Below are 16,231 nucleotides of genomic sequence, written 5' to 3'. Positions count from 1 at the left end.
AAGCTTTACCGGACGGCGGCCCACAGGCGCAAGGCCTGTGCCGTTTCGGCCACGTCATGCACGCGCAAAATCTGGACCCCCTGCGCAAGCCCCGCCAAACCAACGGAAATCGAGCCCGGCCCGCGCGCCTGCGCGCGCGGTTCCTTGCCGATGGTGCCGATGAAGCGCTTGCGCGAGACCCCGAGCAGGATCGGGCAGCCGATACCGTGAAACAGCGACAGGTTGCGCAGCAGGGTCAGATTGTGGTCTTGCGTCTTGCCGAACCCGATACCCGGGTCGATCACGATCTGACCGCGCGCCATGCCCCGCGCGACCAGCCGGTCCACCTGTGCGGCCAGAAAATCATACACATCGAGCAGGACATCATCGTAATGCGGGTCCTGCTGCATGGTCGCCGGATCGCCCTGCGCATGCATGATGCACACCGGTGTTCGCGTCTCGGCGCAGAGCGGCGCCAAAGCGGCGTCAAAGGTAAACCCCGACACATCGTTCACCAGGCTGGCACCGGCGGCCAGCGCCGCCTCGGCCACGCTGGCCTTGCGGGTGTCGATCGAAATGGCGGTGCCGGTCTCGGCCCGGATCGCCTCGATCACCGGTGCGGTACGATGGATTTCGTCCTCGGCGGGCACTTCGAGCGCGCCAGGCCGGGTCGATTCCCCCCCCACATCCAGCAGGCTGACCCCCTGCGCCACCATCTCCAGCGCGACGCGGCGGGCGGCCTCGATCCCGAAATGGCGTCCTCCGTCCGAGAAACTGTCGGGCGTGACGTTGAGGATACCCATCAGATGCGCCTGCCCCATGTCGAGCCCGGCCAGCGCCGCGCGCCCGGCCGTCAAGCGCTCCATCTGATCCGGCGGGATATCGGCGGCGGCGATCACCCTGCCCGGCCGGTCGCGGCGCAGATGTTCGGCATGGGTGAACCAAAGCGCGCCGCCCGCCAGCGTCACCGCGTCGCTGGGCCGTTTCGCGCCCTGCTGTACCAGGGGGCGGAAGTAGTCGCTCACAACTCGGCCTGCTCCACCGGTACCGCACGCAGCGGCACCTCGGTCCCCTCGGGCAGGGCCGCACCGATCACCAGCATCTCGCCCGCCTCGAAGGTAGCGGCGAACCAGGCCGCCAGTGCCACCGCCTCGGAAGGTTTGGCCGAGGGGCCATCCACCGCGTCCAGCACGATCTTGGAGGGTGCCCAGACGCAGATCTGGCCGTTCTTCATGGCCCAGTCCAGCTCGGTCCGGGTCGAGACCACCTTGCAGCGCAGATCACGCGCCGCCAGCCGCCAGGCGTTCTGCTCGATGGCCAGCAGGTCGATCCGCCGCTGGGTCATCGCGTGACCGGTCTGCGGCACCGCCAGGGACGAGGCGCCGACGCAGATGATCAGCGGCCGCTCGCGATGTTCCAGCTGGTCGATCCAGCCCTTGAGATGCGCTGAATCGATCGCCGCGTTGGACAGGTAGACAAGGCGCGGGTGCGGGCGCAGATCCTCGTTCTGATCCACATGCAGCTTGTCGCGCCCGCGCACGATTTCGACCCCCAGCGCGCCGGGGCCGCGATCCAGCTTTTCGATGCGGACAAAGACACGCACCGCCTGGGGCTCGTGCAGGATCAGCTCGGCCACCCGCGCGGCCAGGGTTTCAAGCAGGTTAAGCCGCTCTTCGGCCAGGGCGCGGGCAATCGCCTCGGTCACCCGGTCATAGGACAGGATGCGGTCGACATCGTCGTCGATGGGGCCGGTCAGCGGCATCACCTCGACCACCACGTTGAAACAGATGCGCTGGGTGGTGCCCCGCTCGGCCTGAAAGGCGCCGATCTCGACCTCGACCACATGGTCACGCAGCGAGATACGGTCCAAAGGACCGCGCGATGCCGTCGCTTCGGAGCGTTCCGAAGGATGGGCAAAGGCAAGGCGGATTTCGGAACTCATCGGGCGGGCCTTTCCGGGGTCGTGTCAGTCTGCCCTCAATAGGCGCTTAACCAGCCTATAGCAGGGCGACATGCGCCATACCAGTTCTCGAATGCGGCATCAGGTGACGCGAAACCAGCTTGTCATGCCCGCCGCCGCATGGCCCAGCATGTGGCAATGCAACAGCCAGTCGCCCGGATTGTCGGCGACCAGCGCGATCTGCCGGGTCTCGCCCGGCGCCACCAGCACCGTGTCGCGCCAGGGACCCAGCGCGCCATTGGGGGCGATCAGGCGGAAATGATGGCCATGCAGATGCATGCCATGATCGAAACCGGTCTCGTTGACAAAGGCGATCCGGTGCAGGCTGCCGCGCGCGGCCTCCAGGAACGGGGTCGCGGACCGGTCGGCGCGGCCGTCGAGCGCCCAGAACTTGCCCAGCTGCGCCAGTTCGCGCCCGCTCATCTCGGTCTCGCCCAGCAGGGCGCTGTCAAGCCAGCGCATCGCGCCCCCCTGCAGCCGCATCTGGTGCAGCGGGCTGTCGGCCAGCCCCTCGATGACCGGCAGCGGGTTGGGCGGCAGCGGCGCCGGCGCCGCGCGGGCCGCGCCCGCGCCCTGCCCCGAGACGTCGAACCGGCACAACCCATAGCCGCCGTCGCGCTCGATGCTGAGCAGGCTGGCACTGGCGCCAGTCTCGGCGGTGATATCCACGATCAGGTCGGCCCGCTGCGCCGGGGCCAGCGGAAAGGCGCCGCTGACCACCAGCGGTTCCTCCAGCGGCATCCCGTCCAGCGCCACGATCCAGCCCTGCATGCCGTCCAGCCCGACCTCGAAGACCCGCGCATTGGCGGCATTGATCAGGCGCAGGCGCAGGCGCTCGGCAGGTCTGGCCCTGAAGGCGGGGTCGAACCGGCCATTCACGGTCAGAAGGTTGCCAATGCGCCCGGCATGGCTCAGGTCGTGGCCATTGTCGAAATTCGCGCCGATCGCGGCCGTGTCCGGGTCGAGCCGCCAGTCATCCAGCACCAGCACGTGCTCACCGTCGATATCGGGCGCACTGGCCTCGTCCACGATCAGCGGGCCATGCAACCCGCGCGCCACCTGCTCCATCGAGCGGTTGTGCGAGTGGTACCAATAGGTGCCCGCGTCCGGCAGGGTGAAATCGTAATCGAAACTGCCCCCGGTCGGCACCGCCTGCTGCGTCAGGCCCGGCACGCCATCCATCGCATTGTCGATGCGGATACCGTGCCAATGCACGGCAGTGGGCTGCGGCAGCCGGTTGATCAGGCGGCGGCTGAGACGTCCGCCCTGCGCGACCCGGATTTCAGGGCCCGGCGCGCCGCCCTCATAGCCCCAGATCGCGGTGTCGGGATACCCTTCGGGCGCGATCTGCTGGCGGGCCTCCATGGCGGTCAGCGTGATCGGCGCGGCCTCAGCCAGACGTGGCATCAGCGCGCAGGCGGTGGCTGTCTTCAGAACATGTCGGCGGGTGAATGTCATCGCGGGCCTCCCTCGTGGCCCGCAATATAGCCCTGCGCCGCGCCCCTGCCAGCAGGGTTGCGACGCGGCGGCGTCACTCAGTTGCTCGCGGTGCGCTGGCCCTGCCGATAGAACAGGTGCACGCCGATCTTGGTCGTCTGGGTAAACCGGCGGGCCCAGCTGGGGCGCACGGCGGTGGTGTGGTAATAGGTGGCCCCGTCTGTCAGGCTCTCGGCGGCCCCGTCCATGGCCAGGCGCGCGACCTTGGCCACCCGCTCATAGGCCTGTTTCTCGGCGATGACTTCCTTGCGCCCGTCGCAGGTATAGGTGAACTGGCACTGATACTTGCGCCCGGTCCCCTGCCGGATGACGCCGCAGGGCGTGTTCGGGAAGCGCTCGCTCTGGACCCGGTTCAGGATCACCTCGGCCACTGCGAACTGACCCTTGATGGTCTCGCCCCGCGCTTCGAAATACAGCGCCTCGGCCAGGCATTGCCATTGCTCGCCGCCCTCGGCGCGAGGCTGCTGGTCGATCCACGAGCGCGAGAAATCGACCGCGGTCACCGGGGCCTCTTCCTCGGGCTTGGGCAGCAGCGCCCTGAGGTAGTTGCGAAAGCTCTTGCCCTTGCGGGGCGCTTCGGCCTGCTCGGCGGCACCGACGGCCTCGGACCCGCGATCAGCAAACGCGAATTCCGGCAGCGTGACAGCAGCCGACAGTAAAACTGTCAGAACAAATCTCTTCATCTTCTACCCCAAATCAAGCGTCGCGCGCCGGTTCCTCCCCAGTCGGCGCAGAAAGCCCATACTCCAGACGGGCGCAAAGATCCAGTTTTTGCAAATTTACAAGGAATTTCGAAGGCAGGCCTGCAAAAATGCAAGACCCATACACGCCCCGAAAACCACTAGATATTGACACTCTAGTCGCTTGAAATACCAAGTTTATCCGAAATCGCCAGCTGCGCGGCGGCCAGTCGCGCGACTGGCACCCGGAAGGGTGAACAAGAGACATAGTCGAACCCCGCCGCCCGGCAAAAGGCGATTGATTCGGGGTTTCCGCCATGTTCACCACAGACCGAAACGGTCACCCCGGGCTGGCCCCGGCGGCCCCGTTCGACCCCCAGTTTCAGCAATTCGCCCACCCCGTCCCGATCCAGCACATGGAACGGGTCCTCGGAAAACACGCCCTGGCGTACATAGGCCGACATGAACCGCCCGGCATCGTCGCGCGACAGGCCATAGGTCATCTGGGTCAGGTCGTTGGTGCCGAAGCTGAGGAACGAAACACAGGCGGCGATCTCGTCGGCGCGCAGGCAGGCGCGCGGGGTTTCCACCATGACGCCCAGGCGATAGTCGAATTCCTGACCCCGCTCGGAGGCAACGGCCGAGGCCACCGCGTCGATGCGGGCCTTGACCAGCTCGACCTCGCGCTTGGCCGAAACCAGCGGGATCATCACCTCGGGCACCACCGGTTCGCCCTTGCGGCTGGCCTCGAGAGTGGCCTCGAAGATGGCGCGGGCCTGCATGTCATAGATCTCGGGCACGGTGACCCCCAGCCGCACGCCGCGCAGGCCCAGCATGGGGTTGTATTCGCTCATCGCCTCGACCCGGCGGGTCACGTCACTGACCGGCAGGTCCAGCGCCTCGGCCAGTTCGCGCTGGCCGCTGCGGGTGGTGGGCAGAAATTCATGCAGCGGCGGATCGAACAGGCGAATGCAGACCGGCTTGCCCTCCATGATACGGAACAGCTGCACGAAATCCTGCCGCTGCATCGGCAGCAGCCGCTCCAGCACCGCCTTGCGCCCCGAGGGGGTGGCGGCAAAGATCATCTCGCGCATCACCGTCAACCGGCCCGGCTCGAAGAACATATGCTCGGTCCGGCACAGCCCGATGCCCTGCGCGTCGAAATTGCGCGCGGCCTGGGCATCTGCAGGCGTGTCGGCATTGGCGCGGATGCCGATATCGCGTTCGGCATCGGCCCAGGCCATCAGGGTCTGGAAACTGTCATCCAGCGCCGCGTCGATCATCTCGGGCTGGCCGGCCAGCACCTGACCGGTGCTGCCGTCGATGGTCAGGATATCGCCGGTGCGAAACACCCGCCCGTCAGGCGCCTTGATCTGGCGTGCCTTGGTCTGGAACTCCATATCCGAAGCGCCGACGATACAGGGCAGGCCCAGGCCGCGCCCGATCACCGCCGCGTGGCTGGTCATGCCGCCCCGTTCGGTCAGCACCGCCACGGCGGCATGCATGCCGCGCACATCCTCAGGCGAGGTCTCGCGGCGCACCAGCACGCAGGGCTCGCCGCGCGCCGCACTCGCCTGCGCCTCGGCGGCGGTAAACACGATCTTGCCGGTGGCGGCCCCCGGGCTGGCCGCGATCCCTGTGGTCAGCACATCGCGCCTGGCCTGCGGGTGCACCTGGCGGTGCAACAACTCGTTGACCGAATGCGGGTCGATGCGCATCACAGCCTCTTGCTGCGGGATGATGCCGTCCTCGGCCAGCCGCACCGCGATGCGCAGCGCCGCGCGGGCGCTGCGGGGTACTCGCACCCCGTCGAGAATGTGCACGCGCCCGGATTCGATGACGAATTCGACCTGCATCTCCTCGCGCAGCTTCTCGCGCATCAGCGCCGCGTGCTGCTTGAGCGCGGCAAAGGCCTCGGGCGCCACATCCTCGAGCGAGATGCCGCGCGGGTCCTTTTCGAGATAGAGCGCCTCGGCCCCTGCCCCCAGCGCGTCGCGGCCCTGGCTCTGACTCAGGTAGCGGCCGGTGATCTGAGGCAGGCCGGTGGCCGGCTCGACCAGTTGCAGCACGCCCGAGCCGCATTCGCCCTGGCCGAGGCCGGGGATCATTTCCTGCACCACAAGGCCCAGCCCGGCATCGGCGGGCGCCCCCTTGGCCTGACGCAACAGCCGGGCCGAAGTGCCCTCCCAGGCGCGCGCCATCGAGCGCAGCACGGCGGCCAGCTGCTCGCCCGGGTCCTGGGGAAAGCTCTCGTCGGTCTCGTCCTCATAGGCGCGCAAGGACTGGCGCAGCCCCTCGCGCCCGTCGGCCTCGATCTCGTCGAAGACATCCGGGTCAAGCCGGGCCACGTGAATGGCAAAGGTCTGCACGAAGCGCAGATAGAGCGCCGCCGCCGCCTCGGCCCCCATACGGTCGCTGAGTTCGACAAAGCGGGCATCGTTCATGCCGATGTTGAGCACCGCGCCCGGCCCGCCCCAATCGGGGTCCTCGGAACTGGGACGTACACACAGCAGTGCGGTCGGATCGAACTGGCTGACGATGGCGGCGATATCGGGCAACTGGCCCTGCGCGATGTCATGCACCGCTCCAAAGGACAGCGCCACCGTGCGCGGCACCGGAAGGTCGAGCCGCACCAGTCGCTGCAGGCATTTGGCCCGCCCGCCATGGGTGGAGGTGGCCACCGGAGCGGTTGATGTGATCAGCGTGGTGTTCGGATTATTCTGCACTGCGGCACCCCTCGTTTGCGTGCAGAATAAGGGCGTTTGAAGACGGCGCAAGCACCATGTGCGCACAGGCAGCACCCGTGGCTGCCGGGGCTATGAGTATTTGTGACCAGAAAGAAGCAGCAGAGCGGGGCCACGGCAGACCGAGCGCCTGACAAGGCCCGATGCGCGCCACAAGGGGATGGCGCGTCGGATGCCTCAGCCGTCGATACGGGTCAGGTCGGCGACACTGGAGCAGACCTTGCGGATCTGGCTGAGCAGGTTCAGGCGGTTGCGGCGTACCACCTGATTGTCGGAATTGACCTGCACCTGATCAAAGAAAGCATCCACCGGCGCGCGAAGGGCGGCCATGGCCGTCATGGCGGCGGCGAAATCCTCGGCCTTGAGCGCGACGTTGATTTTCGACTCGGCCTGTTCGAGCGCGGCGAACAGGGCCTTTTCGCTGTCGGCCTCGGCGAATTTGATATCGGCGCCAAAGGAATATTCGACCCCGTCCTTTTCCTCGGCCTGGGTCAGGATGTTGTTGGCGCGCTTGAAGCCCTGCACCAGGTTCTCGCCATCTTCGGTCGCGATCACCGTATTGAGCGCGCGGGCGCGTTTGACCAGCAGGTTGAGGTCATCATTGCCCGCCATCGCGATACAGGCGTCGATCACGTCGTGGCGGATGCCCTCGTCGCGCAGGAAGACCTTGAGCCGGTCGTGGATGAAGGCGAGCAGGTCAGCGGAAAGATCGGGCACATCGCCTGCCAGTGCCTCGAGCGCGCCCGCATCGCCCAGCTTCTCCTTGATCGTTTCGAAGGCGGCGCCGAAGACGCCGTGATCGGCGATTTCTTCGATCAGGTCGCGCAGCGCGGCCTCGCCGTTGCTGGCGTGGTACTTGTGGCGCAGCAGTTGCGCGTCGATGGACCGATCCAGCGGCAGGCGCAGGTCATTGGCCAGCACCAGCCGGATCACGCCCAGCGCCGCGCGGCGCAGCGCGAAGGGGTCTTTCGAGCCGGTGGGCTTTTCGTCGATGGCCCAGAAGCCTGTCAGCGTGTCGAGCTTGTCCGCCAGTGCCACGATGACCGAAAGCGGTGCGGTGGGCACCTCATCAGAGGGGCCAAGCGGCGAGTAATGGTCCTGCGCGACAGCGGCGATGGCGGCGTCCTGACCTGAGGCAGCGATGTAATAACGCCCCATAAGCCCCTGAAGTTCTGGAAATTCAAAGACCATCTCGGAACTCAGATCGGCCTTGGCAAGGGTCGCGGCCTGTTCGGCCTGATCCGCCTCGGCACCCACCACCGGGGCCAGCTCGCGCGCCAGTGCGGCGATGCGGCGGATACGGTCGCCCTGGCTCCCAAGCTTGTTGTGGAAGGTCACGTTTTCCAGCGCCTGCACCCAGGCATCCATGCCCGCATGCGCCGCGCGCAGATCGTTGTCCCAGAAGAACTTGGCATCTGCCAGACGCGCCGACAGCACCTTCTGGTTGCCCGCAAGGATGGTGGCGCCATTGTCGGCGGTCTCGCGGTTGGCAACGGTGACAAAGCGTTCGATCCGGCCGGTCTTCGGATTGCGGACCGAGAAGAACTTCTGATGCTCGCGCATCGAGGTTTGCAGCACTTCCGCTGGCAGGTCCAAGAACTCACTCCCGATCTGGCCCATCAGCACGACGGGCCACTCGACCAGGCCCGCGACCTCGGCCAGCAGGCCCTTGTCCTCGACCAGTTCCAGCCCGGCGGCAAAGGCCATGTTCTGGGCGTCGTTCCAGATATGCTCGGCCCGCTCTGCCGGGTCCAGCACCACGAAGGCGCGTTTCAGCTTGACCTGATAATCCTCAAACGAGGTGACGGAGAACCGGGCCGGCGCCATGAAGCGGTGGCCCGCGGTGCTGTCGCCTGCCTTGATCCCGTCGATATCGAGCGGCACCACCTCGGCCCCGGCCTCGGTGGTCAGGATGCACAGGATCGACTGCAGGGGCCGCACCCAGCGCAAGGAGCCCGCGCCCCAGCGCATCGACTTGGGCCAGGGGAAATTGCGAATGGTGTCTTCCAGCACCTCGGCCACGATCGCGGCCGCCGGGCGGCCCGGCTTTTCGATGGTGGCGAAATAGATCGCGCCCTTGGGCGTTTCCCGCTCTTCCAGCTGGTCACGGCTGATGCCGGCGCCACGCAGGAAGCCCTCGACCGCCTGCTCGGGCGCGCCGACCTTGGGGCCCTTGCGCTCTTCGCGCTGGGTGGGGCTTGCGTCCAGCAGCCCCTCGACCGCCAGCACCAGGCGGCGCGGGGTGCTGAGCGCGGCGGCATAGGCATAGGTCAGCCCCGCCTCGACCAGACCGTCGGTGATCCGCTTTTTCAGGTCCTCACCGGCACGCGCCTGCATGCGGGCGGGGATTTCCTCGGAAAACAGTTCGATCAGCAGGTCGGGCATGGTCGGTCCTTAGAAATTGACGATCATCTGGATGACGACCGCATTGGCGATATCCACAAAGAAGGCGGATACAAGGGGGAGCACGATAAAGGCAAGAGGCGACGGGCCATAGCGCTTGGTTACGGCGGTCATATTTGCAATCGCGGTAGGCGTGGCGCCCAGCGCGAAGCCACCGAACCCCGCCGCCAGCACCGCCGCGCGGTAACCGCCGCCCATGGCGCGGAACAACACCAGCAGGATGAAGCCCAGGGCAAACAGCGTCTGCGCGGCGATGATCACCGCCAGTGCCAGGCCGGTCTCGGCGATGGTCCAGAGTTGCAGGCTCATCAGCGACATCGCCAGAAACGCGCCCAGCGCGAATTCCGAGATCAGCGCCAGCGTCGGCGTGCGCGACACGCGCAGGGCACGTGGGAACAGCGCCGTGCGCAGGTTGCCGACCACGATGGCCGACAGCAGGCAGGGCACGAAAAGCGGCAGTTTCAGGCCCAACTCCTCGATGCTTTCCTGCAAGCCATAGCCCAGCAGGATCGCCACGTTCAGCGTCAAGAGCACCCGCATCAGCGACTTGTGGTCGATCTGCGGTGGCTCCTCGTCCATCTCGTTGGGCAGGCCGACCGTCAGCTCTTCGTCCGGGCGGTTCGGGGTCAGCTTGCGGCTCTCGACCAGATAGGTGGCGATCGGGCCGCCGATCAGCGCCGCGATCACCAGGCCCAGCGTCGCCACCGCGACCCCCAGCTCGGTAGCCGAGGCCAGGCCGGTCGCCTGCGCCACCTCGGGCGCCCAGGCGATGGCGGTGCCGTGCCCCCCGATCAGCGCGGCCGAGCCGAACAGCACCCCCGCCTGCGGCGGGAAGCCGAACACCACCGCGCCCAGCACCCCGATGACGTTCTGCGCCAGGATGGTCAGCAGGGTCAGCACCAAAAGGATCGCCAGCGGTTTGCCGCCCGCGATCAGATCACCAAGCCTCGCGTTCAGCCCGATCCCGGTAAAGAACAGCACCAGCAGGAAATCGCGCCCGGTCAGGTCAAAGGCCAGTTCGATCCCGAACACGGAATTCAGCCCAAGCACCACCAGCGAGGCCAGCAAACCACCGGTCACCGGCTCGGGGATGCTGAAGCGTTCCAGAAACGGCAACCGGTCGTTGATGCGCACCCCCACCAGATAGACTGCCAGACCCAGGGTCACGGTCATGAAGGCGGATATGTGCAGCGTCTCGGTCACCTGCCCGCGCCTGTCGCCTCAGTTTTCGGGGCGCGGCGGACATTCCTCGCCCACCACGGTGCCATCATAGGCCTTCTTCCCGCAATTGTTGAGCACGTGCCAGACATAGCCGCGCCCCTCCTCTGTTACCGTAACGATCCGGTCCACCCCGTAATGGATGTTCTTGGCCCCCAGATAGGCCCGCGCCGTCCCTGCTTTCAGTGCGGCATCAATGGCCGCGGCATCATAGCAGCCAAACCAGGTGGGGGCGGTCAGCGGCTCTGGCGCCTCGACAGGTTCATAAGCGGCACTCAGCGCATCAAGGCTCAGATCCGTGGTAAAGCAGGCGCGATAGCGAATGGGCGAGCTGTCGGCGTCGATGGCCTGAAATCCGTCATAGGCGATGGGCCGGGGGGCATCGCCGCCCAGAGGCATCAGCGCCACATCCTGTCCCGGTCTGGCCGCGACCTCGTAATAAAAGCCGTAGACCTGAAAATAGTACATCGCCGCGCCCGCAGCCGCGCCGCAAAGCAGCAGCACAATGACCAAGACCTTGCCTGTCATGGGTTTCTCCGATTGACCGACCGGACCTGATCTCAGATCCAGTCGAGATTGACCTTGCTGGTGGCGTATTTCTCTCCGATCCGCTCTTTCAGCGCGCGAAAGCGCGGGCGCAGATCGGGGAATTTGCGTTCATGGGTCTCGACCAGCGTGACCCGGACCGAATCGAACAGGTCGCGCTCTTCCATCGCTTCCAGGATGTCCAGCTCGGCCCCTTCGATATCCATCTTGAGCATGGCGATATCGCCATGTTCGGCGATCAGCCCGGACAAAAAGGCGGGAAAGTCGATCATCTCGACCTCGATCACATCCTCCGCTTGCGCGCTGATGCCCCGCCCTCCGGGCAGTGTGGTGCTCATCACCGTGTTCTTCCTGGGGTCTTCGCCAAAGCTTTCGGCGCGCATCAGGCCGATGCTGCCCGCCGCCACCCCGGCGGCCTGATTGTGCAGATGCACATTCGTGGCCTCGCCAAAGCGCTCTTCGAGCAGGGAAAAGGCATAAGGGTCGGGTTCGAAGCAATGGACGGTGGCGCCGGTCGCGGACAAAACCGCCGTCACATCGCCGACATTGGCGCCGCAGTCGATCACCACATCACCCGGGCGCAGCATCGCGGCGGCCCCGGTCATGAAGCCCTCGCTTTGGGCGGTCCGGACGTGGCGTTTCAGCCGCCGCCGCGCCTTGCGCAGCTTCTCTTCATAAGAGTCGCGAGTTGCCTGATCCATGGCGGTTGCCCCTGCCCCGTTATCCTCAGGCCGCAGCATAGCCCCCGGCGGTCGTCTGCACAAACGCATCCGCGCATTGCTTGGCCAGCGCCCGCACCCGGCCGATATAGGCCTGCCGCTCGGTCACCGAGATCACGCCGCGCGCATCGAGCAGGTTGAAGATATGGGATGCCTTGATGCACTGGTCATAAGCCGGATGCGCCATCACGATGCGCTTGCCAGTCTTGGGATCGTCATGGGTTTGCGCCAGGATCGCGGCGCATTCGGCCTCGGCCTCTTCGAAATGCCTCAGCAGCACCTCGGTATTGGCCACGTCGAAGTTCCAGCGCGCGTATTCCTCTTCGGTCTGCTTGAACACGTCGCCATAGCTGAGCGGGATGGGCGATTGCGGATCGTTGAAGGGCATGTCCATCACGTGGTCGATGCCCAGCACATACATCGCCAGACGCTCCAGACCATAGGTCAGCTCGCCCGAGACCGGCGCGCAGTCATGGCCGCCGACCTGCTGGAAATAGGTGAACTGGCTCACCTCCATCCCGTCGCACCAGACCTCCCAGCCCAGGCCCCAGGCGCCCAGCGTCGGGCTTTCCCAGTCGTCCTCGACAAAGCGGATGTCATGCAGCGCCATGTCGACGCCGATCGCCTCCAGCGAGCCGAGGTACAGCTCTTGCAGATCGGGCGGGCTGGGTTTGATCAGCACCTGGTACTGGTAATAATGCTGCAACCGGTTCGGGTTCTCGCCATAGCGCCCGTCGGTGGGACGGCGCGAGGGCTGCACATAGGCGGCGGCCCAGGGGCTGCTGCCCAGCGCGCGCAGGGTGGTGGCCGGGTGGAACGTGCCCGCGCCCACCTCCATGTCATAGGGTTGCAGGATGGCGCAGCCCTTGGACGCCCAATAGGTCTGCAGCCGCAGGATGATCTCCTGGAACGAGCGCGGAGCGGTGGGGGTCGGATGGGTCATGGCGGCCTCGGGCGCTGGATGGCGATAGGATCGCGCCTTTCCTATGCAACCGCCCCCCCAGCGTCAACGGCACATCTGCCCGGTCCCGGCGCTGGCGGCTGCGCTGATATCGCCACACCGCCCCGCACCGCGCGCCTGCCCCATGGCAATTGCCGCGATTTCCTGCATAACCTGCGGGGACGATACGTATTTGAAGGTACGAGACCCAACAATGATAAGACCGCTGATCGCCGTTCTTTCGCTTTTTTATCTGATTTCCTCTGCCGCACTGGCCCAGCAATCCGCCGACGAGGTGGTCTGGGTGCAGATCGAGGCGCAACCCAATCTGCGCACCGCACAGGAGCGTGCCCAGACCTATGCCGCCGACCTCTCGGATGTGGCCGGATTCTCGCTGGGCGGGGGCTGGTACGGCATCGTGCTGGGCCCCTATCTGCGCGAGGATGCCGAACAGGTGCTGCGGGTCTATCGGGCCGAGCGGCGCATTCCCGGTGACAGTTTCATCGCCCTGTCGGGCGCGCTGGGGCAACAGTTCTGGCCCGTCGGCTCGGATCTGCTGAACCGGGGTGCGGCGGTGGCGCCGGTCGAACAGACCGCGCCCGAACCGGTGGCCGAAGCAACGCCGCAGGTTCAGCCGGAACCGGCGGACGAAACCCCCGCCCAGGCCCGCCGCAGCGAACAGGCGCTGAGCCGGGAAGAGCGGCAGGCACTGCAGATCGCGCTGCAGGCGGCCGGTTTCTACAATGCCGCGATCGACGGTGCCTTTGGCGCCGGCACCCGCCGCTCGATGGCCGATTGGCAAGGGTTCAACGGGTTCGAGGCAACCGGCGTTCTGACCACCCGCCAGCGCAAGGTGCTGATGGATCAGTATAACGCGCCGCTGATCTCGACCGGTATGGCACGTCACCGCGACACCGCAGCCGGGATCGAGATGGACCTGCCCCTGGGCGTGGTCCGGTTCAGCCGCTACGAGGCGCCCTTTGCCCATTTCGATGCGTCCGGCGAGCTGGGCGCACAGGTGCTGCTGATCAGCCAGCCGGGCGACAAGGCAACGCTCTATGGGCTTTATGACATCATGCAGACGCTGGAGATCGTGCCGCTGGATGGCCCGCGTGAGCGGGGCAGCGACAGCTTCACCCTTGAGGGGCGCGGCAATGGCATCGTCTCCTATACCGAGGCGGCGCTGAGCGGCGGTGAGATCAAGGGCTTTACCCTGATCTGGCCCACCGGCGACGAGGATCGCCGTGCCCGGGTGCTGGCCGCGATGCGGGCAAGCTTTGCCCGCACCGACGGTGTGCTCGATCCGGCGGCGGGTGGCGACGCGGTGCAAAGCGTCGACCTGGTTTCGGGGCTGGAAATCCGCAAACCGCGCCTGTCGCGCTCGGGCTTTTATGTCGATGGCAAGGGCACCGTGCTGACGGTGGCCGAGGCGGTGCAGGGCTGTACCCGGGTGACGCTTGACGGCAGCTATGGCGCGCAGGTGGTCGATCGCGATGCCGGGCTGGGGGTGGCGGTGCTGCGGCCCGAACAGGCGCTGGCCCCGATGGTGGTGGCCGGGCTGGGCCAGGAAATGCCGCGTCTGGGGGCCGACATTACCGTGGCTGGCTATTCCTACGAAGGCATCCTGGGCGCCCCGACACTGACCTTCGGTACGCTTGACGACGTCAAGGGGCTGCGCGGCGAGACCGAGCTGGCCCGACTGGGCCTGATGGCGCAGACCGGCGATGCCGGCGGTCCGGTGATCGACGATCAGGGTACGGTGGTGGGCATGCTGCTGCCCGCACCCGCGACGGGCCAGCAACTGCCCCGTGGCGTGAGCTTCGCCGCCAAGGCGCAGGCCCTGCGCGATGTGCTGAGCGCGGCCGGAATGGGCGCGCAGCAGGCCGAGACAGCAGGCCGGATCACCCCGGACGAGCTGAACCGGCGTGCCAGCGGCATGACGGTTCTGGTCAGCTGCTGGGATTGACCCCCGACGGTCCGGCAGAGCCGGAATTTTGCAAAAATTCCGGCCCGGAAAACACCTGTTTTCCGGGCCGTTTTCCGTGACGGAAAACGGCTAGCCCCGTTCAGGCCCGCCAGAACTGCACGGTGAACAGGACATAGACCGACATCACCTCGAGCCGCCCGATCAGCATGCCCACGCTCAGCATCCATTTCGCGGCGTCGTTCAGCCCTGCGAAGTTACCCGCCGGCCCGATCTGCTCGCCCAGCCCCGGACCCACATTGGCAATCGCCGTCGCGGCCCCCGACAGCGCGGTGATGAAATCGAGCCCGGTCAGCGCCAGCCCCCAGGCCAGAACACCCAGGGTCACGATGAAGAACACAAAGAAGCTCATCACCGAGCCCAGCACATCCGGCCCGATCGGGCGGCCCTGAAACCGGGGCAGAAACACCCCGTGCGGCGTACGGATCCGCTGCAACTGTACCTTGATCGAGGCAAAGAGCAGCTGATAGCGGAAGATCTTCACCGAACAGGCGGTCGATCCGGCACAGCCTCCGATCAGACCGATGACAAAGAACATGGTGACCAGAAACCCGCCCCAGCCCATGTAATCGACACTGGCGTACCCTGTGCCCGAGATGATCGAGGTGATGTTGAACAGCGCCTCGCGAAAGGCCTGTTCCACGTGATGGGGAAACACCGTGGTCAGCACCACGGTGGTCACCCCGACCAGCAGCGCGATCACGATCAGGAACACATGCACCTGGCTGTCCTGGAACAGCGGCGCCGAATGCCCGTTCACCATCTGCACATAGCGCACGAAGGGCAGCGCCGCGAGGATCATGAAGACCGAGGCCGCGTATTCCGGCAGGCCCGAAAAGGTGCCGAAGGAGGCGTCATAATTCGAGAATCCACCGGTCGAGATCGTGGTCAGCGAATGCACCAGCGCATCGAAAAAGCTCATTCCCAACGCGCCATAGACCAGCGCGCAGGCAAATGTCAGCGCCACATAGATCACGGTGATCTGGCCGGCGATTTCCTGGGCACGGGGCAGGATCTTGCCCATCGTGTCGAACCCTTCCGAGCGGAAGATCTGCATGCCCCCCACCCGCAGTTCGGGCAGGAACACCATCGCCACCACGATGATGCCGATCCCCCCCAGCCATTGCAGCACCCCGCGCCACAAGAGCAATCCGCGCGGCAATCCGTCCAGCCCCGAGATCACCGTCGACCCGGTGGTGGTCAGGCCCGACATCGCCTCGAAGAACGCATCGACAAAGCGCAGCTCGGTGGCGCCGAACATGAAGGGCAAAGCGCCGAACAGGGGCAGCGCCACCCAGACCAGCGTGGTCAGCAGAAAGGTCTGCTGGATGGTCAGACCCTCGCGCACGCCATTGGCGCAGCTCAGCGCCAGAATCGCCCCGGTCAGCACGGTGATCACACCGCTTTGCAAAAAGACCGGCCACTCGCCGCGCCCCTCGATCAGGTCGGCGGCAAGCGGAAACACCATGGTGGCACCAAGAATGGCAACCAGCAGGCCGATCACATATCCGACGGGGCGCATGTCCAACATGAGGCGCAGGGTTGGCGCCCCGCGCCGCCG

Annotated in this window: 12 protein-coding genes; 1 reads left to right on the top strand and 11 read right to left on the bottom strand. The window is 66.2% G+C overall.

Annotated features, from left to right (window positions below; translation table 11 throughout):
• Positions 1–5: 5 nt before the first annotated feature.
• The 10 genes from folP to SPO_RS06905 all read right to left on the bottom strand — a co-directional run bounded on the left by folP (position 6) and on the right by SPO_RS06905 (position 12,689).
• On the bottom strand, positions 6–1,004 hold the full coding sequence (folP, locus tag SPO_RS06950) for a dihydropteroate synthase (protein ID WP_044028067.1): 999 nt from the start codon (positions 1,002–1,004) through the stop codon (positions 6–8).
• Positions 1,001–1,921 (bottom strand): dihydroneopterin aldolase, encoded by a 921-nt coding sequence (locus tag SPO_RS06945; RefSeq protein ID WP_011047100.1) that lies wholly within the window; start codon positions 1,919–1,921, stop codon positions 1,001–1,003. Before SPO_RS06945 ends, folP begins: the two co-directional genes overlap by 4 nt.
• A 99-nt stretch (positions 1,922–2,020) precedes the next feature.
• Complete coding sequence (locus SPO_RS06940) at positions 2,021–3,397, bottom strand: multicopper oxidase family protein (RefSeq protein ID WP_011047099.1); 1,377 nt, start codon at positions 3,395–3,397, stop codon at positions 2,021–2,023.
• Between the two features lie 77 nt (positions 3,398–3,474).
• A complete protein-coding gene (locus SPO_RS06935) occupies positions 3,475–4,119 on the bottom strand; it encodes a cell wall hydrolase (RefSeq protein ID WP_011047098.1) in 645 nt (214 codons plus the stop codon).
• A 173-nt stretch (positions 4,120–4,292) separates the two neighbouring features.
• On the bottom strand, positions 4,293–6,842 hold the full coding sequence (ppdK, locus tag SPO_RS06930; protein ID WP_030003201.1) for a pyruvate, phosphate dikinase: 2,550 nt from the start codon (positions 6,840–6,842) through the stop codon (positions 4,293–4,295).
• Between the two features lie 195 nt (positions 6,843–7,037).
• Entirely contained in the window at positions 7,038–9,245 is a 2,208-nt protein-coding gene (glyS, locus tag SPO_RS06925; RefSeq protein WP_011047096.1) for a glycine--tRNA ligase subunit beta, read from the bottom strand.
• A gap of 9 nt (positions 9,246–9,254) precedes the next feature.
• Positions 9,255–10,466 (bottom strand): sodium/glutamate symporter, encoded by a 1,212-nt coding sequence (gltS, locus tag SPO_RS06920; protein ID WP_011047095.1) that lies wholly within the window; start codon positions 10,464–10,466, stop codon positions 9,255–9,257.
• Between the two features lie 18 nt (positions 10,467–10,484).
• Positions 10,485–11,009: a DUF6446 family protein gene (locus SPO_RS06915; RefSeq protein ID WP_030003200.1), complete on the bottom strand. Its 525-nt coding sequence runs from the start codon at positions 11,007–11,009 to the stop codon at positions 10,485–10,487.
• Positions 11,010–11,041: 32 nt separating this feature from the next.
• On the bottom strand, positions 11,042–11,728 hold the full coding sequence (locus SPO_RS06910) for an FkbM family methyltransferase (protein ID WP_011047094.1): 687 nt from the start codon (positions 11,726–11,728) through the stop codon (positions 11,042–11,044).
• Positions 11,729–11,753: 25 nt separating this feature from the next.
• The gene (locus SPO_RS06905; RefSeq protein ID WP_011047093.1) at positions 11,754–12,689 is read right to left on the bottom strand and encodes a glycine--tRNA ligase subunit alpha; all 936 of its coding nucleotides are present in this window, start codon (positions 12,687–12,689) and stop codon (positions 11,754–11,756) included.
• A gap of 211 nt (positions 12,690–12,900) precedes the next feature.
• On the opposite strand from SPO_RS06905, the gene SPO_RS06900 reads away from it, so the two are divergent.
• Positions 12,901–14,652 carry a serine protease gene (locus tag SPO_RS06900; protein WP_044028064.1) on the top strand — a complete coding sequence of 584 codons (1,752 nt, stop codon included), beginning with the start codon at positions 12,901–12,903 and terminating at the stop codon, positions 14,650–14,652.
• Between the two features lie 100 nt (positions 14,653–14,752).
• On the opposite strand, the gene SPO_RS06895 is transcribed toward SPO_RS06900, so the two are convergent.
• A complete protein-coding gene (locus SPO_RS06895) occupies positions 14,753–16,201 on the bottom strand; it encodes a TrkH family potassium uptake protein (protein ID WP_011047091.1) in 1,449 nt (482 codons plus the stop codon).
• Between the last annotated feature and the right edge of the window lie 30 nt (positions 16,202–16,231).

Origin of the sequence: Ruegeria pomeroyi DSS-3 (genome assembly GCF_000011965.2) — a bacterium.
Lineage (GTDB): Bacteria > Pseudomonadota > Alphaproteobacteria > Rhodobacterales > Rhodobacteraceae > Ruegeria_B > Ruegeria_B pomeroyi.
Note: the sequence above shows the minus strand (reverse complement) of the source record. Positions and strands in the feature narration are given on the sequence as shown.